Origin of the sequence: Rhodoferax sp. (genome assembly GCF_011391645.1) — a bacterium.
Classification (GTDB): Bacteria; Pseudomonadota; Gammaproteobacteria; order Burkholderiales; family Burkholderiaceae_C; genus Rhodoferax.
In genome coordinates this window covers 1-22,925 of the sequence record NZ_JAABQC010000034.1, presented here as the reverse complement: position 1 = coordinate 22,925, position 22,925 = coordinate 1, and the positions used below count along the sequence as shown (strand labels likewise).

Here is a 22,925-nt window from a genome sequence, read left to right as displayed (position 1 = left end):
GTTGACGCCACCACCGGGCCGTCATGACCCGCAAGTTGTTGCGCCACAAACGACACCTGGGGCTCGGCCGCGGGGTGCAGCAGGTTGACACGTTCGCAGGCCTGGCCATCGCGCGCCAACTCGTTGAAGCTGGGGCAGCTCCAGACGTCGGCAGTCACACCCCAGTCCTGGGCCAGCAGGGCTTGGGCCGCAAAACTCTCACGCAGGATAGTGCCCGAACCCAGCAATTGCACACGGAGACCGGCCGCGCCAGCCGCGCCGGGTTTGCACAGGTACATGCCCTTGATGATCTGCTCCTCGGTGCCTGGCGTCAGGCCAGGCATGGCGTAATTTTCATTGAGCAGGGTAACGTAGTAATAGACGTTTTCCTGCTTCTCCACCATGCGCTTGAGGCCATGGTGCAGGATCACGCCGACTTCATGGGCGAAGGTCGGGTCGTAACTGACGCAATTCGGAATCGTGCCCGCCAGAATATGGCTGTGACCGTCTTCGTGCTGCAGGCCCTCGCCGTTGAGGGTGGTGCGCCCGCTGGTGCCACCCAGCAGGAAGCCGCGCGCCTGCATGTCGCCGGCAGCCCAGGCCAGGTCGCCAATGCGCTGAAAGCCAAACATCGAGTAATACACGTAAAACGGCACCATGATGCGGTTGCTGGTGGAGTAGCTGGTGGCAGCCGCAATCCAACTGGCCATGCCGCCGGCTTCATTGATGCCTTCCTGCAGCACCTGGCCCTTGACGTCTTCCTTGTAGTACATCACCTGGTCTTTGTCGACCGGCGTGTATTGCTGGCCGTCCGGGTTGTAGATGCCAATCTGGCGAAACAGCCCTTCCATGCCGAAGGTGCGGCCCTCGTCGACCAGAATTGGCACCACGCGCGGGCCCAGCGCCTGGTCGCGCAGCAACTGCGTCAAAAAGCGCACATAGGCCTGTGTGGTGGAAATCTCGCGGCCTTCTGCCGTGGGTTCGATCACACTTTTGAAGACTTCCAGTGCCGGCACGGTGAAATGCTCGTCAGCCTTGGTGCGGCGGTGCGGCAGGTAACCGCCAAGCGCCTTGCGGCGCTCGTGCAGGTACTTCATTTCCGGTGTGTCGTCAGCCGGTTTGTAAAACGGAATGTCGGCAATCTGGCTGTCAGGGATCGGAATGTTGAAACGGTCGCGGAAGATCTTGATGTCTTCGTCGGTGAGCTTCTTGGTCTGGTGCACGTTGTTCTTGCCCTCACCGCTTTTGCCCATGCCAAAACCCTTGACGGTCTTGATCAGCAACACGGTGGGCTCGCCCTTGTGGTTGACTGCCGAGTGGTAGGCGGCGTAGACCTTTTGCGGGTCGTGACCGCCGCGGCGCAGGCTCCAGATGTCGTCGTCGCTCATCTTGGCCACCATCTCCAGCGTCTTCGGATCGCGGCCAAAGAAATGCTTGCGCACATAAGCGCCGTCGTTGGACTTGAAGGTCTGGTAATCGCCGTCGAGCGTGTCCATCATGACCTTGCGCAAGGCGCCGTCCTTGTCGCGCGCCAGCAGTGGGTCCCACTCGCTGCCCCACAGCAGCTTGATCACGTTCCAGCCGGCACCGCGGAAAGTGCCCTCCAGTTCCTGAATGATCTTGCCATTGCCGCGCACCGGCCCATCCAGGCGCTGCAGATTGCAGTTGATGACAAACACCAGGTTGTCGAGCTTTTCACGGGCTGCCAGGCCGATCGCGCCCAGGCTTTCCACCTCGTCCATTTCGCCGTCACCGCAAAACACCCAGACCTTGCGGTTCTCGGTGTTGGCAATGCCACGGGCATGCAGGTATTTAAGAAAGCGTGCCTGGTAAATCGCCATCAGCGGGCCCAGCCCCATGGAGACGGTAGGGAACTGCCAGAACTCGGGCATGAGCTTGGGATGCGGGTAGCTCGACAGCCCCTTGCCGGCGGTTTCCTGGCGGAAATGCAGCAGTTGCTCTTCAGTCAGACGACCTTCCAGGTAGGCGCGGGCGTAAACGCCGGGTGCCACATGGCCTTGAATGTAGAGACAGTCACCGCCATGGTTTTCCGATTCCGCATGCCAGAAGTGGTTGAAACCGGCGCCAAACATATGGGCCAGCGAGGCGAATGAGCCAATGTGGCCACCCAGATCGCCACCGTCTTCAGGGTGGTGGCGATTGGCTTTGACCACCATCGCCATGGCGTTCCAGCGCATGTAGGCACGCAGGCGTTCTTCGATTTCGATATTGCCGGGGCAACGCTCTTCCTGGTCAGTCTCGATGGTGTTGACGTAGCCGGTATTGGCCGAGAACGGCATGTCGATGCTGCTTTGGCGGGCATGCTCCAACAACTGCTCGAGCAGGTAATGCGCACGTTCGGGGCCCTCGCTTTGGATGACAGCGCTTAAAGCGTCCATCCATTCGCGGGTTTCCTGGCTATCTGCGTCCGGCGCGGAAAGGCCTACTCGGCTCTCGGGTATGACTGACATGTTTTGTCTCCTGTATTGTTGGGCTCATGAATGGTAGTGGAATATGCCATTTTGGGAACTGATTAAATTTTAGTAGGGTTTTTCTAAAATTTCAAATCGTGTTATCACTTTTTATATTATGAAATATTGAAATTGGCCATCACTGGCCTACACTCTTGCACATGCTTCTGCCAGACAGACCCTTATTGCCCGATGCCACTGAGGCAAAACCGCTGCAGCGCCTGAAAGGCTGGTGGTCACACCTGACGCCGCAGCGCCAGGATCGTTTTGCAATGTTGGCACCGCTGGCGGCCGTGTTACTTTTCCTGGTGGCGATCCTGTCGGCCTTTGCCTACTTGCGCCTGGAAGAAATCTCGCGCGAGCGCGAGGCCATCAACCGTGACGTGGAATACACGCAGCAGCGCCTGCGCCTGCGCCTGCTCGAGCAACAGGAGCAGTTGGGGCGTTTTGCGCGCGAAGTGGCGAGCCGTGAAATCAGTCACAAGGATTTCATGAGCCGGGCCGAGTCTTTGACCAATCTGTACCCTGAATTGCAAGGACTGACCTGGATTGACGATCAGCGCCGGATTCGCGCGGACTACCACAACGCACGCGTGCCAACGGCGTCGCAAAAGACGGGCGAAGCAGCCGCCGGCAGCACTCAAACCGTCGACAATTTCGCCCTTGCGCATGAGTTGCTGGTCCCCATTTATTCGTCGCCGCAGGCCACACCCGGACTCGACAGCACGCTGGAGCTGCACCTGCCGCTGATTGAAAAAGCCAGGTTCAAGGGAACCCTGCTGGCGCATTACTCTGTGGATGCCATGTTCCGTTATGGCATTCCGAACGAAATCAACGCCGAATACGCCATCTCCTTGCACGACGAACAGGGCAAGTTGCTGGCCGGCACGACGATCACCGAAAACAAGCTCAAGCGCCACGTCTTTCCCTGGGCCGGCCCCATCAACGCCTATGAGATGCCGGTTTCACCCATTGGCAAAGGCTTGACACTGCGTGGTCAAGCCTACCGAACCTCGTTGGGCGTGATTGGCAGCGCCCTGTTCTGGCTGGTGATGGTGCTCAGCGCCATCACCGCCTGGTTGCTGCTCGCCAACTGGAGCCACACCCGCAGGCGCATCCGGGCGCAAGACGCGCTGGTCCAGGAAACGGCTTTTCGCCGTGCCATGGAAAACTCGATGCTTACCGGCATGCGCGCCCTCGACCTGCATGGACGCATCACTTACGTGAATGCCGCTTTTTGCCGGATGACAGGCTGGAGCGAGGCGGATCTGGTGGGCAAGACCGCACCTTTTCCCTATTGGCCTGAAGATGATTTCGAGTTTCTGCAGCAGAAACTGGGCGAAGAACTTGCGGGAAAAATATTGCCCGGCGGCATTCAGTTTCGGGTCAAACGCAAAGATGGCAGCATCTTCGATGCCCGGCTCTACGTGTCGCCGCTGATCGATGCATTTGGCATGCAGACCGGGTGGATGACATCCATGACCGACATCACCGAACCGAACCGGGCGCGCGAGCAACTGGCCGCCTCCTACGAACGCTTTACCACTGTGCTGGAAGCGCTGGATGCGTCGGTGTCCGTCGCGCCCCTGGGCAGCGACGAGCTGCTGTTTGCCAACAAACTTTACCGCCAATGGTTTGGCGCGCAAGTGCAGGGCCATATGCAGCTGGTGGCCGAAGCGGGCGTTCCTCCCCCCATCAGCAGCGATGAAACGCTCGATACCGTCGATGCCTTTGCCGGTTTGCCTACCGACCAACTGACTGACAAGGACGCTGAGAGCGCCGAGATCTATCTTGACAATCTGGGACTCTGGCTGGAGGTTCGCACCCGTTACCTGAGTTGGGTCGATGGCCGCCTGGCGCAATTGGTGATTGCCACCGACATCACAGCCCGGCGTCATGCCGAGGAACAGTCGCAGGTTCAAGCTGAGCGCGCACAAAATGCCAGTCGTCTGATCACCATGGGCGAAATGGCCTCCAGCGTGGCCCATGAACTCAACCAGCCGCTGACGGCCATCAACAACTATTGCCACGGCATGGTGTCGCGCATCAAAAACAAGCAAATCAACGAGGAAGAACTGCTCGGCGCGCTGGAAAAAACGGCAAAGCAGGCGCACCGCGCAGGCCAGATCATCCACCGCATCAGGTCCTTTGTGAAACGCAGCGAGCCCAACCGCACCGTCTCCAGCGTGGAGACGATGGTCGCGGAGGCGGTCGAGCTGGCAGAAATTGAGCTGCGTCGGCGCAATGTCAAACTTAACCAATACCTGGTGCCCAAACTGCCCAGGCTGCTGGTCGACCCGATCCTGATTGAGCAGGTACTGCTCAACCTGCTGAAAAATGCCGCCGAATCGGTTGATGCAGCGCAACGCCCGACGGCGCAACGCATCATCACGCTTAAGGTGGCGCAAACCTACGTTGATGACAAGGCGGTGATCGAGTTCATGGTGAGCGACTCGGGCTCGGGCATTGCGCCGGAGGTGATGGCGCGCCTGTATGAGGCGTTCTATTCCACCAAGGCCGACGGCATGGGTATCGGCCTGTCCTTGTGCCGCTCCATCGTCGAGTCACACCTCGGAAGAATGAAAGCCGAGAACCTTTACAATGGAGACGTCGTAACAGGTTGCTGCTTTTCCTTTTGGATACCGATTGCGGAACCCCAGCCGACAGCGCCCACAAAGCGGTCCGTTCAACCAACATTGCAGATATCACCATGAGTTTGATTCCAAAAAAAGGCACGGTTTACGTCGTCGACGACGATGAAGCCGTTCGCGATTCGTTGCAATGGCTGCTGGAGGGAAAAGACTACCGCGTGCGCTGCTTTGACTCCGCAGAGTCCTTTTTGAACCGGTTCGATGCGCGTGAAATCGCCTGCCTGATTGTTGACATACGCATGGGCGGCATGACCGGCCTGGAATTGCAAAACCGGCTTATTGAAAGCAACTCGCCGCTGCCGCTGGCGTTCATCACCGGCCACGGGGACGTGCCCATGGCGGTGGACACCATGAAAAAAGGCGCCATGGACTTCATCCAGAAGCCCTTCAACGAAGAGCAACTGGTGCCACTGGTGGAGCGCATGCTGGAGCAAGCCAGGGATTCGTTTGCAGAATTTCAAAATGCCCTCAATCGCGATGCCCTGATGGGCCGCCTGACGCTGCGCGAATCGCAGGTGCTGGAGCGCATTGTGGCGGGCCGGCTGAACAAACAGATTGCCGATGACCTTGGCATCAGCATCAAAACGGTCGAGGCGCACCGCGCCAACATCATGGAAAAACTCAGCGCCAACACAGTGGCCGACCTGCTCAAGATCGCACTGGGACCCAACGCCATCAAGGCCTGACCACCGGGTCACCCCGGGCCCAACCCAACACGCCCGCCCCATCCGGACCAGCGGGCTTTTTTTATGGATCCAACCGACATGACCACACCTCCCCACAGCGCCCTCATCATCGACGGTGTCGCCCTTTCCCAGAAGCTGCGCGCCGATGTCACGGCCCGGGTCCAGGCCCTCAAGGCGCGCGGCATCACACCTGGCCTGGCGGTGATTCTGGTCGGTGAAAACCCGGCCAGTCAGGTCTATGTGCGCAACAAGGTCAAGGGCTGCGAAGACTGCGGTTTTCATTCGGTGCTGGAAAAGTACGATGCCCACCTGACCGAGGCGGAACTGCTGGCGCGCATTGCGGCACTGAACGCCGACCCCGCCATTCACGGCATCCTGGTGCAACTGCCGGTGCCCAAACACATTGACGCCAGCAAGGTGATCGAGGCCATTTCGCCGCTCAAGGATGTCGACGGCTTTCACGTGGCCAGCGCCGGCGCCCTGATGACCGGCATGCCGGGCTTTTGGCCCTGCACGCCCTACGGCTGCATGAAGATGCTCGAATCCATCAACTGTGACCTCAAGGGCAAACACGCGGTGGTGATCGGTCGCTCCAACATCGTCGGCAAACCCATGGCCCTGATGCTGCTGCAAAAAAATGCCACCGTGACCATTTGCCACAGCGCCACGCCCGACCTGAAAGCCATGACACTGCAGGCCGATGTGATCGTGGCGGCGGTCGGCAAGCGCAATGTGCTCACCAAAGACATGGTCAAGCCCGGCGCTGTGGTGCTGGACGTGGGCATGAACCGCAACGATGAAGGCAAGCTCTGCGGCGATGTCGACTTTGAAGGCGTGCGCCAGGTCGCCAGCGCCATTACCCCGGTGCCTGGCGGGGTTGGCCCCATGACCATTACCATGCTGTTGGTCAACACTCTTGAGGCCGCTGAACGCAGCGCCAACATTCCATCATGAACAATCCCCTGCTCGCCTTTGACGGTCTTCCTCATTTTGACCAGATTGGCCCGGAACACGTCGCACCGGCCATTGAGCAATTGCTGGCGCAGGCCAACCTTGCTCTGGAAACCGTCACAGCACCCGACTTTGCCCCCAGCTGGTCTGGCATTTCCGTGGTGCTTGATGTTGCCGTCGAACGCTTGTCACGCGCCTGGGGCAGTGTCAGCCACATTAACAGCGTGGCCGACACGCCCGAGCTGCGCGCGGCCTACAACGCCGCCTTGCCAAAAGTCACCGAGTTTTACACGCGCCTGGGCGCCGACGAGCGGTTGTATGCCAAGTACCGGGGCATCGACCCCGGGAGCCTCAACACCGAGCAGCGCCAGGCGCTCAAGAACGCCCTGCGCAACTTCGTGCTGGGCGGCGCCGACCTGCAGGGGGCTGACCGGGAGCGTTTTGCGGCAATAGCCGAGCGGCAGGCGTATTTGAGCCAGAAATTCAGCGAAAACGCCCTGGATGCGACCGATGCCTTCGCCTACTACGCCCAAGCCGACGAGCTTGATGGCCTGCCTGACGACATCAAGCAGACCGCCCGCAACGCAGCCCAGGCAGAAGGCAAGGACGGCTTCAAATTGACCCTGAAAATGCCGTGTTACCTGCCGGTGATGCAATTTGCCAGCAGCAGCGCGCTGCGTCATATGCTGTACCGCGCTTATGTCACCCGCGCCTCGGACCAGGCCGGCACCGACCTCAGCCAGTTTGACAACACCGACATCATCAGTGAACTGCTGGCCCTGCGCCTGGAAGAGGCCAAACTGCTGGGTTATCCGGATTTCGGATCGCTGTCGGTGGTGCCAAAAATGGCCGACTCGGCGCAACAGGTGGTGACTTTTCTGCGTGACCTGGCCCAGCGCGCCCGGCCCTTTGCCGAGCAGGACCTGGCCGACTTGCGCAGCTTTGCCCGGGAGCAATTGAACCTGCCCGACCCGCAGGCCTGGGACTGGCCTTTTATCAGCGAAAAGCTCAAGGAAGCACGCTACAACTTCAACGAACAGGAGGTCAAGCAATACTTTCCCCTGCCCCGGGTGCTGGCGGGCCTGTTCAATATTGTGCAAACCCTGTTTGAAGTCAGTATTCGTGAAGACCACGCACCAGTGTGGCATGAGTCAGTGCGCTTTTTCCGCATTGAGCGCGCTACAGCCCAGAGCGCACCCGAACTGGTGGGCCAGTTTTACCTTGACCCGCAAGCGCGCAATGGCAAGCGCGGCGGCGCCTGGATGGACGACGTGCGGGCGCGCTGGCTGCGCCCTGACACACACCAGTTGCAGACCCCCGTGGCGCATCTGGTCTGCAACTTCGCCAGTGGCGTAAACGGCAAACCGGCACTGTTGACGCATGACGACATGACCACCCTGTTCCACGAATTTGGCCACGGCCTGCATCACATGCTGACACAAGTCAACGAGCGTGATGTGTCGGGCATCAGCGGCGTCGAATGGGACGCGGTGGAACTGCCGAGCCAGTTCATGGAGAATTTCTGCTGGGAATGGGATGTCATCAAAAACATGAGCGCCCATGTGGACACCGATGCACCACTGCCTCGCGCCCTGTTCGACAAGATGCTGGCCGCCAAAAACTTCCAGAGCGGCATGCAGACGCTGCGTCAGATCGAATTTTCTTTGTTTGACATGTTGCTGCACACGGCGCATGACCCGGCCGATGACATCATGCCGCTGCTGCAGCAGGTGCGCCAGGAGGTGGCTGTGCTGCAGCCACCCACTTGGGCGCGCACCGCGCACACCTTCAGTCACATCTTTGCCGGCGGTTATGCGGCTGGTTACTACAGCTACAAATGGGCCGAGGTGCTGAGCAGTGACGCCTATGCCGCGTTTGAGGAAACCATGGGCTCGGATGGTTTACCTAACGTGCAAACTGGGCAAAAATACCGCCAAGCCATTCTTGAAGCGGGCGGCAGCCGGCCGGCCATCGAGTCGTTCAAGGCCTTTCGGGGCCGTGAGCCTACTTTGGACGCGTTGCTGCGCCACCAGGGCATGGTGCCAACAACCTGAGGAGCATGCATGATGCAACAACAATGGACTGCCGTTCGATCTGACCGGATTGCGCCGCAACAAGTACTTCGCTGGCTGCTGGCGCTTGCCTGTGGCTGCGTCCTGTTGGGCACGGGTAATTTGCAGGCGCAAACGCTTTACCGCATCGTGGGGCCCGACGGAAGGGTGACTTTTTCTGACAAGCCGCCGGACACTCCCGCCAGCAAAGTGACCCCGGTGAACAGCACACTGGCGGCCGCCCAAAGTGGCGTGCCACTGCCCTATGAGTTGCGTCAGGTGGTTGGCAAATACCCGGTCACGCTCTACACCGGCAACAATTGCGCGCCTTGTGACAGCGGGCGCAGCCTGCTCGTTGCCAGGGGCGTGCCGTTCTCGGAAAAAACCATCACGACCGCCCAGGATGCCGACGCCCTGCAAAAGTTGAGTGGCAACAACTCGCTGCCATTTTTAACGATTGGCACTCAGCATGTGGCAGGTTTCTCGGCCTCGGAGTGGGCCCAATACCTGACTGCTGCGGGCTATCCCCAGAGCAGCAAATTGCCAGCCGGCTACCGTGCGCCTCCAGCCATGCCCTTGGTCGCTGTAGAAAAACCGGTGGCGCCGGCGGTCAGCACCACAGCGCCAGCAGAACCGGTCTTGCCTCCCATCACAGAACCCAGGCCAAACCCCGCCAACCCGGCCGGCATTCAGTTTTAGCCGGTTCAGGTCCGCTCAGGCGGGCAAAGCTATCTGGTGGTCCACGCTGAACTGGTAGTCCTTGAAGATGTGTTCGGCGCTGAGCGTCTGATAGGTGCCGTCCGGATTGCGGCGGGTGGTGTCCTTGAGGCGGTAGGTGTAGTGGCCGCAGGTCCACAACTTGAAATTGCGCATCTGCGTGCACAGGCAGGTTTTGTCCATCACTGAGATGTTTTTGCCATCGGGGTGCAGGGCAAGCTCCCGGTTGTACGAGGTGATGTAGGCGCAGTTGCCATTGGCGTCAAGCAGATAACCATACGACTCGCAACCAGGCCGAATGCCGTCACCAATGGCGGGAGAGCTTTTGAGCATGCGCATCGGATAACCGGTGGGCGAAATGGTGTTGACCTCGATGTCTTCCTCGTTGGCGCGGTAGTAGTCCTGCTTGGCGTCAGCCGGCAAACCGCATTCGTTGGACACAGTGAAGCGCGTGGCCACTTGCACCGCGGCCGAACCGGCCTCAAGGAATGAGACAGCATCGCTGCCGGTGAAGATACCGCCCGCGGCAATCACCGGAATGTTGAGTTGCTCGTCTTTCACGTACCGCACCACCTCGGCGATGATGGTGGCGAGGTCGTACTGCGCCCAGTCCATGCCAAAGCCCAGGTGACCGCCGGCCAGCGGGCCCTCCACAATCACGAAATCGGGCAGTCGATTGAGGCGCGCGTTCTTGCGCAGGAACAGTTGCAGGGCGCGCACGCTGGAGACGATGATGCCCAGCTTGGCATCGCGAAAACGCGGGTGGTCGGCAATCAGGCCAAACGAACCCAGATGCAGGCCCGCACTCATGGTGATGCCGTCAATGCCGGCGTCAAGCGCCGACGCCATGCGCACCTGCAGCGTCTCGCGCGGGCCGTTCATGGTGAGCTTTTCCATGCAGTTGACAAAAATCAGGCCATCGCCCTTTTTGGCGTCCATGGTGGCGCCCACATGGCGGCGCGTGGCGTCTGCCAACACATCCAGATCGAACTTGACGCCAGACTTGTCGGCGTTGTTGATGTTGTACTTGTACTGCTTGGTTTTGTCCTTGACAAAGCTGGTGTCAAAGCGCCGGTCTGACACGTCGTTGACCATGGCATCCGAAATATGCCCAATGCCGCCAAGGCGGGCTGCTTCGAGCGCCAGTTCCGCCGTTGATATGTCCACACCCATGCCACCGACCATGATCGGCACATACTCTTTCTGGCCAAACTTCAGGCGAAAATCGTCAACACGTTTCATGAAAATCCTTGAGCGAAAAAGTCGCTTCGAGAGGCTCCGCCGAATCCCTCCAACAGGCTGTCCAACGGCAACAAATGGCAAGATGAAATGATCTTGCTGATGGTCAATTCTAACCAACCCACCCTATGACAAACAGCGCGCCCGGTTTACCCATGATGGACTCAAGTGCTTCACAATAGATGCCCATCAAGACCGCTTCGTGACTGCCCACACACGCCCGACAGCCCAGGCCATCACCCACATTTCGTTTTACCTGAAGCCATGGCCACCTTACCCAAAGCACCGCAAACCCTCAAGGGTGTTCACATCCTCAGCCTGAGCCTCAATCTGCCCGGCCCGGCCGCCCTGTTGCGACTCAGGCGAATGGGGGCCCGCTGCGTCAAGCTCGAGCCCCCGGCGCCGGCCAATGCGCCCGCTGGCGTCACGGGCGACCCGATGTGCGCCTACAGCCGCCCGGCTTATGACGCCTTGCATCCGGGCATTCGGGTCCGGTCGGTTGATCTCAAAACCGATGCCGGTCAAAAAGTGTTGCAGCGCGAGCTGGCGAAAACCGACGTGCTGCTGACCTCTTTTCGCCCCGGAGCCCTGAAAAAACTGGGATTGGACTGGGTTTCGCTACATCGGGTCTTCCCGGCGTTATCGCTGGTGATGATCGTCGGTGCACCAGGCGCCAGAGCCGAAGCGCCTGGCCACGACCTCACCTACCTGGCTCAAAACGGCCTCGTCACCGGACTCGATTTGCCCGCCACGCTGTATGCCGACATGGCTGGCGCCTTGATGACTGTGGAGGCCGTGCTGCAGGCGGTTTTGCTGCAAAACAGTACCGGCAAAGGCCGTCTTTTCGAAGTGGCCTTGTCAGAAGCCGCAGCCCATTTGGCCCTGCCGCGCCGTTGGGGCCTGACGTTGCCGGGCACTGCAATTGGCGGTGGCCACGCGGGCTACCGGCTTTACCCCTGCCGGGATGGCCGGGTGGCCATGGCGGCGCTGGAGCCGCATTTTGCCAAGTCCCTGTGCGCCGTTGCGGGGCTGACCTGGAGTACACCGGCCATGATGATGGAGCCGACCACACAGCAGGCCATTGCCGGGTTTGTGGCACATCGAAACTGCAGTGAACTGGAGCAACTGGCGCTTGAGAACGATATTCCGCTGCACACTCTGCCGAACTGAAGAACGCCCAGGTCAATAAGTCAGCAGCACCACCGCGCGCGCTTCCATCGCCTGGCCCAACCCAACCGGGCCCATTTTTTCGGCCGTTTTGGCTTTGACGTTGATCTGATCCAGTGTTATGCCCAAAGTCTGCGCCAACCTGGCGCGCATGGCGGGAAGGTAAGGCATCAGCTTGGGCGCCTGGGCGATGATGGTGCTGTCGATATTGCCAATTTCATAGCCTTTGGCGCGCACGAGTCGCGCCGCTTCGGCCAGCAACACGTTCGAATCCGCGCCCTTGAACTGCGCGTCGGTATCCGGGAAATGACTGCCGATGTCGCCCAGCGTGGCCGCTCCCAGCAGCGCGTCGGTGATGGCGTGCAGCAGCACATCGGCATCCGAGTGGCCCAGCAGCCCAAGGTGATGCGGCACCTCAATGCCACCCAACATTAGCTTGCGCCCTGCCACCAGCGCGTGAATGTCCCAGCCTTCACCGATTCTGAAATTCATGTCATGAGCCTTTTGATTGACTTAAGCCTGGCGGCTCAGCAGCAGCGCCTGCGCCAGTGCAAAGTCCTCCGGATAAGTCACCTTGAAATTTTGCGCGCTGCCCAATACCAGTTTCGGGCTCAGGCCCATGGCTTCAATCGCGCTGGATTCGTCAGTGACGGCGTCACCCGCCAACTCCAGCGCCTCGATCAGGCTGCCAATGCGAAACATCTGTGGCGTTTGCGCCAGCCATTTGTCCGCGCGTGGCAGGGTGGCCGTCACCCTGCCCGCCTGCGCCACCTTGAGCGTATCCGGCAGCGGCAACGCCAGCAGGCCACCCACCTCGTCAGCCAGGCAGGCATCCAGCAATTGATTGATTTGAGCGGGCGTGATCAGGCAGCGCGCTGCATCGTGCACCAGCACCCAGTCATGCCCCACCGCACCTTCGGCCTGCAAGGCGTTCAAACCATTGAAGACGCTTGCCGCCCGCGTTGAGCCACCACAAGCCGCTATTAAAAATGACGCATTGAGCGCGTCCGGCGTTTGAAAAAATGTGTCATCCGGAGACACCACCACCAGGGTTTGGTCAATGCGAGAGACTTCGGCAAAGGCCTCCAGGGTGTGCATCACCATAGGTTTGCCAGCCAGCACCTGGTACTGTTTGGGGCCCGCTGCGCCGGCGCGTGAGCCCGTTCCGGCACAAGGAATAAGGGCCCAGCAACGCGGCGCGCTGGTGGGCGCAAGGGCAATGTCGTTAAGTTCTGGCATGGTTTAAGCTGCATTCTAGAATCGATGCCATACACCCTGCCAAAGCTTGCGCAGGGTTTTGGCGTTTTTGTCACGCCCCACACACTTCTGATGAGCAAATCGCCTTACATGGAATTACCCAAACTCACTCCCGGCAAACGCTACACGCTGCCGCGCCCGATCGGCTCGGCCGATGCGCTGCTGCTGGCTCAACTGGCCTTGCGCGACAAGGCCGCCCACAAAGTTACAGCCATCGTCACGGCCGATGCCCTTGACGCCCAGCGCCTGATCGAGGAGATGGTGTTTTTTGCGCCCTCGCTGCGTTGCGTGCTGTTCCCCGACTGGGAGACGTTGCCGTATGACACCTTTTCGCCGCACCAGGACCTGATCAGCGAGCGCCTGGCCACGCTGTGGCGCATCAGCCAGCGCGACCATGACACCGGCGCCGACGTGGTGATCGTGCCCGCCACCACGGCGCTGTACCGGTTGGCCCCGCCGTCTTTTTTGGCGGCCTACACCTTTCAATTCAAGGTCAAGCAGCAGCTCAACGAGGCCAAGCTCAAGGCGCAGCTGACGCTGGCGGGCTACAGCCATGTGACCCAGGTGGTCAGCCCTGGCGAATACGCGGTGCGCGGCGGCCTGATCGACCTGTTTCCCATGGGCAGCCTGGTGCCGTACCGGGTCGATTTGTTTGACGACGAGATCGACAGCATCCGCACCTTCGACCCCGACAGCCAGCGCAGCCTGTACCCGGTGCCCGAGGTGCGCCTGCTGCCCGGGCGCGAGTTCCCGATGGACGACGACGCCCGGGCCCGCTTTCGCGGCCGCTGGCGCGAGCTGCTGGAGGGCGACCCCACCCGCAGCCGCATTTACAAGGACATCGGCACAGGTGTGGCCACGGCGGGCATCGAGTACTACCTGCCGCTGTTTTTTGACGAGACCGCAACTGTTTTTGACTACCTGGGCGAGACCGCCACTGTGGTGCTGCATGGCGACCTCGAACCCGCTTTTGCCCACTTCTGGCAGGACACGCGCGAGCGCTACCGGCTGGTGCAAGGCGACCCGGAGCGGCCGGTGCTGCCGCCCGACGCGCTGTTTTTAAGCGCCGAGCAGTTTTATGCCCGGGTCAACCAGCATGCCCAATTGGCGCTGCGCGCGGCGGTGGACGAGGTGGCCGACAGCGCCCACTTTGTGCGCCTGGGCGACCTAACCGCGGTACGCGGCGCCGAAGACCCGCTGGCCAGGCTCAAGGCCCACATCCGCAACACCCAGCAGCGCGTGCTGGTGCTGGCCGAGAGCGATGGCCGGCGTGCCAGCTTGCTGGACTTTTTGCACAGCAGCCAGTTCGACCCGCCGTCGTTTGACTCGCTGGCCGAGTTTCAGGCGAGCAAGGAACCCATCGGCATCGCCACCTCCGGCCTGGCCATGGGCTTTGCCTGGCTCGATGCCGGCATCGACTTTGTCACCGAAACCGAACTCTTTGCCGCCAGCCCGACCACGCGCCGGCGCAAAAAGCAGGAACAGGTCAGCGACGTTGAAGCGCTCATCAAGGACTTGAGCGAACTGAAAGTGGGCGACCCGGTGGTGCATTCCGCCCATGGCATTGGCCGTTACCGTGGCCTGATCAATCTGGACCTGGGCAACAAGTTGCCCAACGGCGAACCCGAGATTCAGGAATTTTTGCACCTCGAATACGCTGACAAAGCCACGCTCTACGTGCCAGTCAGCCAGTTGCAACTGATCAGCCGCTACACCGGCGTCAGCCCCGACGAAGCGCCCTGGCACAAACTGGGCAGCGGCCAGTGGGAAAAAGCCAAGCGCAAAGCCGCCGAGCAGGTGCGCGACAGTGCCGCCGAGCTGCTCAACATTTACGCCCGCCGTGCTGCCCGTCAGGGCCATGCGTTCCGATACTCGCCCGCCGACTACGAGGCCTTTGCCAACGAGTTCGGCTTTGAGGAAACAGCCGACCAGAAAGCCGCCATCCATGCCGTGATCCAGGACATGATCAGCCCGCGCCCGATGGACCGGCTGATCTGCGGTGACGTCGGTTTTGGCAAGACCGAGGTGGCTCTGCGCGCCGCTTTTGTTGCCATCACCGGCGGCAAGCAGGTGGCGTTTCTGGCGCCCACCACCCTGCTGGCCGAGCAGCATTACCAGACGCTGGTGGACCGTTTTGCCAAATGGCCGGTGAAAGTGGCCGAGATGAGCCGCTTCAGGTCTGGCAAAGAGATCACTGCGGCTTTGAAAGGCGTGGCCGACGGCACCATCGACATCGTGGTCGGCACCCACAAATTGCTAAGCCAGAACACCCACTTCAAAAACCTGGGGCTGTTGATCATCGACGAGGAGCACCGCTTTGGCGTGCGCCACAAGGAGCAGATGAAAGCCCTGCGCGCCGAAGTTGACGTGCTCACGCTCACTGCCACACCGATCCCCCGCACACTGGGCATGGCACTCGAAGGCCTGCGCGACCTGAGCGTGATCGCCACCGCGCCACAGCGCCGCCTGGCGATCAAGACCTTTGTGCGCACTGAAGGAGCAGGCGTGATCCGGGAGGCGGTGCTGCGCGAGCTCAAGCGCGGCGGCCAGATTTACTTTTTGCACAATGAGGTCGAAACCATCGAGAACCGTCGCGCAAAACTGGAAGAATTGCTGCCCGAAGCCCGCATTGCCGTGGCCCACGGCCAGATGCCCGAGCGCCAGTTGGAGAGTGTGATGCGCGACTTTGTGGCGCAACGCACCAATTTGCTGCTTTGCTCGACCATCATCGAGACCGGCATCGACGTGCCCACGGCCAACACCATTGTCATGAGCCGCGCCGACAAGTTCGGACTGGCCCAATTGCACCAGCTGCGCGGTCGCGTGGGCCGAAGCCACCATCAGGCTTATGCCTATTTGATGGTGCCCGACCTGGAAGGCCTGACCAAGCAGGCCCAGCAGCGGCTGGATGCGATCCAGGCCATGGAAGAACTCGGCAGCGGCTTTTATCTGGCCATGCATGACCTCGAGATCCGCGGTGCCGGTGAGGTGCTGGGCGAAAACCAGAGCGGCAACATGCTCGAAGTCGGTTTCCAGCTTTACAACGAAATGCTGTCAGAGGCGGTGCGCTGCCTCAAGGCCGGCATCGAGCCCGACCTGCTGAACCCGCTCAACGTGGCCACCGACATCAATCTGCACGCGCCCGCGCTGTTGCCCGACGACTTTTGTGGCGACGTGCACCTGCGCTTGTCGTTTTACAAGAAGCTGGCCACCGCCAAAACTGCCGAGCAGATCGATGGCCTGATGGAAGAAATCATCGACCGCTTCGGCAAGTTGCCAGCGCAGGCGCAAACCCTGATCGACGTGCACCGCCTGCGCGTCATCAGCCAACCCTACGGCGTGCTCAAGGTCGATGCCGCGCCGGGCATCATCACCATCACCTTCAAGAAAGATCCGCCGATCGACGCCATGAAGATCATTGCGCTGATCCAGAAAAACAAGCACATCCGTCTCGCTGGCAACGAAAAACTGCGCATCGAGCGCGCCTTGCCGGAGGCCGCAGACCGGGCCAAGATGGTGCGCGATGTGCTGCGCAACCTGGGGCAACCGGTGCTGGCAACGGCTGCGGTTGCCGCCTGACCAAGGAGCACACCCCATGTGCCTGATCGCCTGGAACTGGCAGCCAGACAGCCCCAACCCGCTGCTGCTGATTGCCAACCGCGACGAGTTCTATGCGCGCCCGACCGCGCCACTGCACTGGTGGGACGACGCGCCGATTCTGGCCGGGCGCGATTTGCAGGCCGGTGGCACCTGGCTGGGTATCAGCCGCACGGGCCGTCTGGCGGCACTCACCAACCACCGCGACCCCGCCAATGTGAAGGCTGAGGCGCCTTCGCGCGGCGAACTGGTCAGCGCCTTTTTGCAGGCCGATACCAGCGCCCGCGGCTACCTGACCGAATTGGCCGGCTGCGCCGCCAACTACAACCCGTTCAACCTGCTGGTTTTTGATGGCACCAGCCTGATGGGTCTGGAAAGCCGGCACGCCAAGGTCATGGCCATGCAGCCGGGCATCGGTGCCGTGTCCAATGCCGACTTTCTGACCCCCTGGCCCAAGCTGGCAAATTTGAGCGGTAGCCTGCAAACCCTGCTGGCCCAAGCCCACCCCGGTGATACCCAGTTGCTGGCACTGCTGCACAACCCTGCGCTCGCCGCCGATACCGACCTGCCCGTCACCGGTATCCCGCTGGCACTTGAGCGCGCGCTCTCAGCCGCCTTCGTCACCCTGCCCGACTACGGCACCCGGGCCTGCAGCGTGCTGCGCTTTGAGGACGGTCACATCTCGTTTCTGGAGCAAAGCTTTGACGCCAATGGCAGCACCGGCACCCGGCAAGTCACGGCAACTTTGCAGCGCACCTTGAGCTGTCAGCGTGTCTCGTGAGGACATATGCCGCAGCATAGGCTAGACTCAAGGCATCACCGACTCGGGAGAACCACCATGCCCATCGCCTCCGAAAAAGCCGCCGACTATTCGCCAGAGTCACCGGCCCGCCATGTGCGCCTGTTTCGCAACGGCGCCAACCAGGCCGTGCGAATTCCGAAAGAATTCGAATTGCCCGGCACCGACGCACTCATGCACCGTGAAGGCAACCGGCTGATTTTGGAGTTGGTGCCAGACAAACCCGCCAAAGGCACCATGGCCGCCCTGGCGCTGGCACTCCAGGAAATGACCACCGCGGGCACGGTTGACGAAGCCTTCCCGGACGTCGATGCCAGCCTGCTCCCGCTCGACGACATCGATTTTGGGGGAAACTGATGGCGATTGACTCCAAGCTGTATTTGCTCGACACCAACGTCATTTCCGACCTGATGCGCAACCCCACCGGCACCGCCGCTCAGCAAGCGCTGTCGATTGCGGCAAATGAGCCCAACAGCAAGGTGTGCACCAGTGTTGTGGTGCAATGCGAACTGCTCTTCGGTTTGCGCAGGCGCACCAACCCGCGCTGGTCCACGCAATACGAGCGCGTGATGGCCTCGATCGATGTGCTTGCACTCGAATCTGCCGTTGCGACCCACTACGCCGAGCTGCGGACCGACCTCGAACTGTCTGGCACCCCCATCGGCCCCAATGACACCCTCATCGCCGCCCACGCGCTGGCGCTGGGTGCCACACTGGTGTCAGGCGACGCAGAATTTGCCCGCGTGCCCGGGCTGCAGCTGGAAAACTGGTTGCTGGCAAGCACGTCACAAAAATGAATTCTCAAGCTGGCTGATATCGCGCCAGATCATCACAAAAAATATCCATCCTCTTTTCCATGAAACCCTCCGTCTTCGCCCCCGGCCTGATGATTGCAGGCATCACCACGCCGCTGAATTTGCTTGACTACAAATTGATCGCCTTTGACATGGACTCGACCCTCATCAACATTGAGTGTGTCGATGAAATTGCAGATGCAGTCGGCCGCAAGCCGCAGGTGGCGGCCATCACCGAAGCCGCCATGCGCGGCGAGATCAGTGACTACAAGGAGAGCCTGCGCCAGCGCGTGGCCCTGCTCAAGGGCGTCACGCTGGCCGACATGGAGCGCATTTACCAAAACCACCTGCAACTCAACCCCGGCGCTGCCGAACTGGTGAGCGCCTGCCGGCAGGCCGGACTCAAGGTGCTGCTGGTCTCGGGCGGCTTCACTTTTTTTACCGACCGAATTCGCGACCGACTCGGCATCGACTACAGCCGCGCCAATGTGCTGGAACTGGACAACGGCATGCTCACCGGCCGCATGGTGCACCAGCCCTGGGGCGATATTTGTGATGGTGCCGAAAAGCGCAGCATGGTGCTACAGATGTGCGACACCCTGGGCATCAACCCCAAACAGACCATCGCCATGGGTGACGGCGCCAACGACCTGCCCATGATGAGCGTGGCAGGCTTGTCGGTGGCCTACCACGCACAGCCGGCGGTGCGTGAATTTGCCAATGTATCGATCGAATCCGGCGGGCTTGACCGCTTGCTGGAACTTTTTCAAAGCGCATGAGCACCATGTACGCCGCCCACTTCGGCCTGAGCCAGGACCCGTTTTCAATCGCACCTGACCCGCGCTACCTGTTCATGAGCGAGCGCCACCGCGAGGCCCTGGCGCACCTGCTCTATGGCGTGGCGGGCGGGACGCAGTCCACCGGTGGCACAGGGGGTGGCTTTGTGCTGCTGACCGGCGACATCGGCACCGGCAAGACCACCATTTGCCGCTGCTTTCTGGCGCAGGTGCCGCCCGACTGCCATGTCGCCTACATCTTCAATCCCAAGCTCAGCGTGCCGGAATTGCTGCAGTCGATCTGCGAAGAGTTTCACATCACGCTCGGCCCGGTTGCGTCAGGCACGCCGACAGTCAAGGACTACATTGACGCGCTCAACGCCTTTTTGCTGCAAAGCCATGCCAGCGGCCAAAGCAGCGTGCTCATCATCGACGAAGCGCAAAACTTGTCGCCTGAGGTGCTGGAGCAGTTGCGCCTGCTGACCAACCTGGAAACCAACGAGCGCAAGCTGCTGCAGATTGTGCTGATCGGCCAGCCTGAGCTGCGCGACATGCTCGCGCGGCCCGAACTGGAACAACTGGCGCAACGCGTGATTGCGCGTTTTCACCTGGACGCGCTGACCCCGACTGAAGCCACCCAATACATCGGACACCGCCTGGGCGTGGCCGGTCACACGGGCACGTTGCCGTTTGAGCCCAAAGCGCTGCAGCGCATTCACCAACTCACGCGCGGCGTACCCCGGCGCATCAACCTGCTGTGCGGGCGGGCGCTGCTGGGCGCGTGGGCCAATGGACTGCCCGGCGTCAGCCGGTCGGTGGTGGACAAAGCGGCGTCTGAAGTGTTTGGCCCTGAGACGGTGAACAAACCGGGTGTCGGGCGCCAACTTCTGGGCTACACCTTGGCCGGCGTGGCCCTGCTGGCAGCCCTGGTATTGCTGGGTTTGCAGATTTTTTCAGGGCAGGAAAACCCCCAACCAACCGCCCAAACAGCACCCGCGGCGCAAGCGGAACCCCCAAAAACAGACGCTTCAACCTCGCCCACCCAGCCTGTGGCCGCTTTGCCGGTCGTCCAAATTGAAAGCCTGCAGACCCTTTGGCCGCAGTTGCCAGCCGACGTCGACGGCGCCTGGCGCGCGCTGGCGCCTGACTGGAAGCTGCCAGACAACAGCGCCGACCCCTGCCAGGCGGCCAGCACACAAGACTTGCAGTGTTACCGCGCCAGCAAATTAACCATGCCGCTGCTGCGTCAACTCAATCGCCCAGGCATCCTGACACTGCAGGCGACCCAAGGCCCGGCCGTGTATGCGGTGCTGGCGGGCTTGTCAGATCAAACGGCCTCATTGCGGCTTGACGGGCGCCTGCACACCGTCAGGCTGGTTGAGCTGGCGCAGTTCTGGCGCGGCGACTTTGCCAGCTACTGGCGGGCCCCACCCGGCTACAACGGCGGACTGCAAGAAGGCAGCAGCGGCCCGGCCATTGACTGGCTGGCCAGCCGCTTGAACCAGCTTGACGGCGGGCCGTCTGCGGGCACCGATTCTGCGCCCCTTGCTCTGGACGCTGACCTGCGCGCGCGGGTGCGGGCTTTCCAGCGCGCCCGTGGCATCACGCCCGACGGCCGGCCCGGCCCCATGACTTTCATGCAGATCGAGAGCGCCACCCAGGGCCAATTTCCCCGTCTGCTCACTGACCCACGATAAACCAATGTCCTACATTCTTGATGCCCTCAAAAGGGCCGATGCGGAGCGTGAACGGGGCGCGGCCCCCGGCTTGCACACACGCCACCAGGTCCCCTCCGGCAGCCCCGGCAACGCCGACACCAGCCGCTCGTTGCTCCTGGCCATGGCAGCGGGTGTAACGCTGCTTTTGCTGGCAGCAGGTTTTTGGTTTTGGCGCGCGCCTGGCAACCCACCCCCGCCAGTGTCACCACCCGCAGAACAGTCGTTGCCCAAGCCAGTCATGCCCTCGGCACCCGTTCAGCTTGTTCTAGCGCCCCAAGTGCCGGCGCAAACGCCGGCAAGGACTGCCCCGGCCAAAGCAGCGGCAGTGCCATCCTCCAAGCCGGCCGCACCGGCCAAAGCTGCCGTTTCGGCCCCAGCAGCCACAGCACCCGCCGCTGCACCGCTGCTCACGGACTTGCCGCAAGACTTGCGCAGCCAGATCCCCAAAATCACCATCACCGGCAACGTGTACTCAACCAGCCCCACGCAGCGGCTGCTGCTGGTCAACAACCTGGTGCTGGCACAAGGCGCCCAGGTCGCCCCTGATCTGGTGCTGGAAGAAATCCAGCCGCGCAGTTCGGTGTTCAGCTTCAGGGGCACCCGATTTCGCGTCATGCACTGAAAGCTTTTCCAGGCTTGTGACGACCAGGTGGCCGGCAACGGGTCCAACATGACAGCCCGGGCCCATCGACGGTCGTGCTTGCGAATGACGTCATTCTGGCAGCCACCCTGTTGCTGGTGAAACTGCGCAACCGCTCAGAAACAGCGGCATCTTTCAAGTTCAGGTGTCTGGAAGCTTGAGCAGAAAGTCGAGCACGGCAATGCCAAACTGGTCATTCACATCGCCAGCCACCATATGACCCGCATCAGCAACATTGGCATAGCGGGCGTGGGGCACAAGCTTGAGAAACTGCTCGACATCAGCCGTGCTGACCAGCTCACTGGCGCCGCCACGCACCAGCAACACGGGTGCCTTTAGCCCCCTGGCTGCCGCAGTGAGGCGTGTGCTGAGCGCAGCCGTGAGCGACTGATCGCTGAAATCCAGAAGTGCGGGATCCCAATGCCAGCGGTAGCGGCCATCAGCATGTTGCCGCAAGTTTTTACCCAGCCCGGCGAGCGAACGGGGCCGCGGGCGATGCGGCAGGTAGGCTGCGATCGAATCGGCAGCGGCTTCCACACTGGCAAATCCCTCCTTCGCTTGGGCACCCATGAACAGGCGAATCTTCTCGATTCCGGTCTGTTGCACAGTCGGCGTCACATCGACCAAAACAAGCGCGGCCATCAGGGGCGGGCCCTCGCCCTCGCAAACCAGACCCGTGATGCCACCCAGCGAGGCGCCGATCACAACAGGTGGCTGACGGCAAGTCTTTGCAATGCAGCGCAGGTCGGCCACAAAACCATCCATTGAGTATTTGCCGCTGGGCGACCAACCGCTGTCGCCATGTCCGCGCAAATCCACCGCTATGGCATAAAAGCCGCGCGCTGCCAGATTGCGGGCAGTGGTCTTCCAGGCATGACGTGTCTGTCCGCCACCATGCAGCAGAATGACCGGACGGTGACCGGCATTTCCCCAAGCTTGCGCCACAAGCACGGTGTGATCGTCAGATGTAAAACGCACCTCTTGCGCGCAAGCACCCGCCTTGTCGATCAACCGGTGGGCCGGCATTTTGTGTCAGCGGCTGTCGCGCTTGGCCAGCGGCAGCCAGTGCAAGAAGCCAAACAGCAGCGTCAGGGCAATGCTGTCCACCAACGGCCCCGCGTGGCGCACGACACTGCGCCACGCGATGGCCAGTTCGAGCGCATGAAGCCCCAGCAAAATCGCCGCGATGTTTTGCAGCGCCGATGACAACCCGAACGGCAGCGCCACAAAACCGCCAATGACTGCCAGCAAATAGATCGCCAGACAGCTTGCTTTCAAAAATGTGCTCATTTCAACTTTTTCGCAAATAAATTTCTTGTTGTGTCAACCACGGGCGTTATCTGCCGATTCAATACCGTTCACTGCTTGACCCAGCACCAACACGTAGTCTTGCCGAACCAGGGGTCTGACAAGACGTATTTGCACCATCTCC

At 61.1% G+C, this 22,925-nt stretch carries 19 protein-coding genes; 13 read left to right on the top strand and 6 right to left on the bottom strand.

The window, feature by feature from the left end:
* On the bottom strand, positions 1-2,450 hold a 2,450-nt coding region (aceE, locus tag GPS82_RS06395), incomplete at its 3' end, for a pyruvate dehydrogenase (acetyl-transferring), homodimeric type (RefSeq protein ID WP_296492324.1).
* Between the two features lie 161 nt (positions 2,451-2,611).
* On the opposite strand from aceE, the gene GPS82_RS06390 reads away from it, so the two are divergent.
* From GPS82_RS06390 to GPS82_RS06370, 5 genes are all read left to right on the top strand, one after another.
* On the top strand, positions 2,612-5,164 hold the full coding sequence (locus tag GPS82_RS06390; protein WP_296492322.1) for a PAS domain-containing sensor histidine kinase: 2,553 nt from the start codon (positions 2,612-2,614) through the stop codon (positions 5,162-5,164).
* The gene (locus GPS82_RS06385; RefSeq protein ID WP_296492319.1) at positions 5,161-5,787 is read left to right on the top strand and encodes a response regulator; all 627 of its coding nucleotides are present in this window, start codon (positions 5,161-5,163) and stop codon (positions 5,785-5,787) included. The genes GPS82_RS06390 and GPS82_RS06385 overlap by 4 nt, the downstream gene beginning before the upstream one ends.
* A 78-nt stretch (positions 5,788-5,865) precedes the next feature.
* The gene (folD, locus tag GPS82_RS06380; RefSeq protein WP_296492318.1) at positions 5,866-6,741 is read left to right on the top strand and encodes a bifunctional methylenetetrahydrofolate dehydrogenase/methenyltetrahydrofolate cyclohydrolase FolD; all 876 of its coding nucleotides are present in this window, start codon (positions 5,866-5,868) and stop codon (positions 6,739-6,741) included.
* Positions 6,738-8,792 carry a M3 family metallopeptidase gene (locus GPS82_RS06375; protein ID WP_296492315.1) on the top strand — a complete coding sequence of 685 codons (2,055 nt, stop codon included), beginning with the start codon at positions 6,738-6,740 and terminating at the stop codon, positions 8,790-8,792. Before folD ends, GPS82_RS06375 begins: the two co-directional genes overlap by 4 nt.
* A 9-nt stretch (positions 8,793-8,801) precedes the next feature.
* Positions 8,802-9,488 carry a glutaredoxin family protein gene (locus GPS82_RS06370; RefSeq protein ID WP_296492312.1) on the top strand — a complete coding sequence of 229 codons (687 nt, stop codon included), beginning with the start codon at positions 8,802-8,804 and terminating at the stop codon, positions 9,486-9,488.
* 15 nt (positions 9,489-9,503) lie between these two features.
* On the opposite strand, the gene GPS82_RS06365 is transcribed toward GPS82_RS06370, so the two are convergent.
* Positions 9,504-10,748 carry a nitronate monooxygenase gene (locus tag GPS82_RS06365; RefSeq protein WP_296492310.1) on the bottom strand — a complete coding sequence of 415 codons (1,245 nt, stop codon included), beginning with the start codon at positions 10,746-10,748 and terminating at the stop codon, positions 9,504-9,506.
* Between the two features lie 261 nt (positions 10,749-11,009).
* Here GPS82_RS06365 and GPS82_RS06360 point away from each other — a divergent pair, with 261 nt between their 5' ends.
* On the top strand, positions 11,010-11,915 hold the full coding sequence (locus tag GPS82_RS06360) for a CoA transferase (protein WP_296492308.1): 906 nt from the start codon (positions 11,010-11,012) through the stop codon (positions 11,913-11,915).
* Between the two features lie 12 nt (positions 11,916-11,927).
* On the opposite strand, the gene ispF is transcribed toward GPS82_RS06360, so the two are convergent.
* Together ispF and ispD are read right to left on the bottom strand one after the other, a co-directional pair.
* Entirely contained in the window at positions 11,928-12,404 is a 477-nt protein-coding gene (gene ispF / locus GPS82_RS06355) for a 2-C-methyl-D-erythritol 2,4-cyclodiphosphate synthase (protein WP_296492306.1), read from the bottom strand.
* Positions 12,405-12,425: 21 nt separating this feature from the next.
* A complete protein-coding gene (gene ispD, locus GPS82_RS06350; protein ID WP_296492303.1) occupies positions 12,426-13,151 on the bottom strand; it encodes a 2-C-methyl-D-erythritol 4-phosphate cytidylyltransferase in 726 nt (241 codons plus the stop codon).
* A gap of 108 nt (positions 13,152-13,259) precedes the next feature.
* On the opposite strand from ispD, the gene mfd reads away from it, so the two are divergent.
* Genes mfd through GPS82_RS06315 form a run of 7 tightly spaced genes read left to right on the top strand, consistent with a single transcriptional unit; the run spans position 13,260 to position 21,475 of the window.
* Complete coding sequence (gene mfd, locus GPS82_RS06345) at positions 13,260-16,748, top strand: transcription-repair coupling factor (RefSeq protein ID WP_296492332.1); 3,489 nt, start codon at positions 13,260-13,262, stop codon at positions 16,746-16,748.
* A gap of 16 nt (positions 16,749-16,764) precedes the next feature.
* On the top strand, positions 16,765-17,547 hold the full coding sequence (locus GPS82_RS06340; RefSeq protein WP_296492301.1) for an NRDE family protein: 783 nt from the start codon (positions 16,765-16,767) through the stop codon (positions 17,545-17,547).
* A 57-nt stretch (positions 17,548-17,604) separates the two neighbouring features.
* A complete protein-coding gene (locus GPS82_RS06335; RefSeq protein WP_296492299.1) occupies positions 17,605-17,922 on the top strand; it encodes a virulence-associated protein VapB in 318 nt (105 codons plus the stop codon).
* The gene (locus GPS82_RS06330; protein WP_296492297.1) at positions 17,922-18,362 is read left to right on the top strand and encodes a type II toxin-antitoxin system VapC family toxin; all 441 of its coding nucleotides are present in this window, start codon (positions 17,922-17,924) and stop codon (positions 18,360-18,362) included. The genes GPS82_RS06335 and GPS82_RS06330 overlap by 1 nt, the downstream gene beginning before the upstream one ends.
* A 59-nt stretch (positions 18,363-18,421) precedes the next feature.
* Positions 18,422-19,138 (top strand): phosphoserine phosphatase SerB, encoded by a 717-nt coding sequence (serB, locus tag GPS82_RS06325; RefSeq protein WP_296492293.1) that lies wholly within the window; start codon positions 18,422-18,424, stop codon positions 19,136-19,138.
* Entirely contained in the window at positions 19,135-20,832 is a 1,698-nt protein-coding gene (locus tag GPS82_RS06320) for an AAA family ATPase (protein ID WP_363717259.1), read from the top strand. The genes serB and GPS82_RS06320 overlap by 4 nt, the downstream gene beginning before the upstream one ends.
* A gap of 4 nt (positions 20,833-20,836) precedes the next feature.
* Positions 20,837-21,475 (top strand): general secretion pathway protein GspB, encoded by a 639-nt coding sequence (locus tag GPS82_RS06315; RefSeq protein WP_296492292.1) that lies wholly within the window; start codon positions 20,837-20,839, stop codon positions 21,473-21,475.
* Between the two features lie 159 nt (positions 21,476-21,634).
* On the opposite strand, the gene GPS82_RS06310 is transcribed toward GPS82_RS06315, so the two are convergent.
* Positions 21,635-22,519 (bottom strand): alpha/beta hydrolase, encoded by an 885-nt coding sequence (locus tag GPS82_RS06310; protein ID WP_296492291.1) that lies wholly within the window; start codon positions 22,517-22,519, stop codon positions 21,635-21,637.
* 6 nt (positions 22,520-22,525) lie between these two features.
* Positions 22,526-22,783 carry a hypothetical protein gene (locus GPS82_RS06305; RefSeq protein ID WP_296492289.1) on the bottom strand — a complete coding sequence of 86 codons (258 nt, stop codon included), beginning with the start codon at positions 22,781-22,783 and terminating at the stop codon, positions 22,526-22,528.
* Between the last annotated feature and the right edge of the window lie 142 nt (positions 22,784-22,925).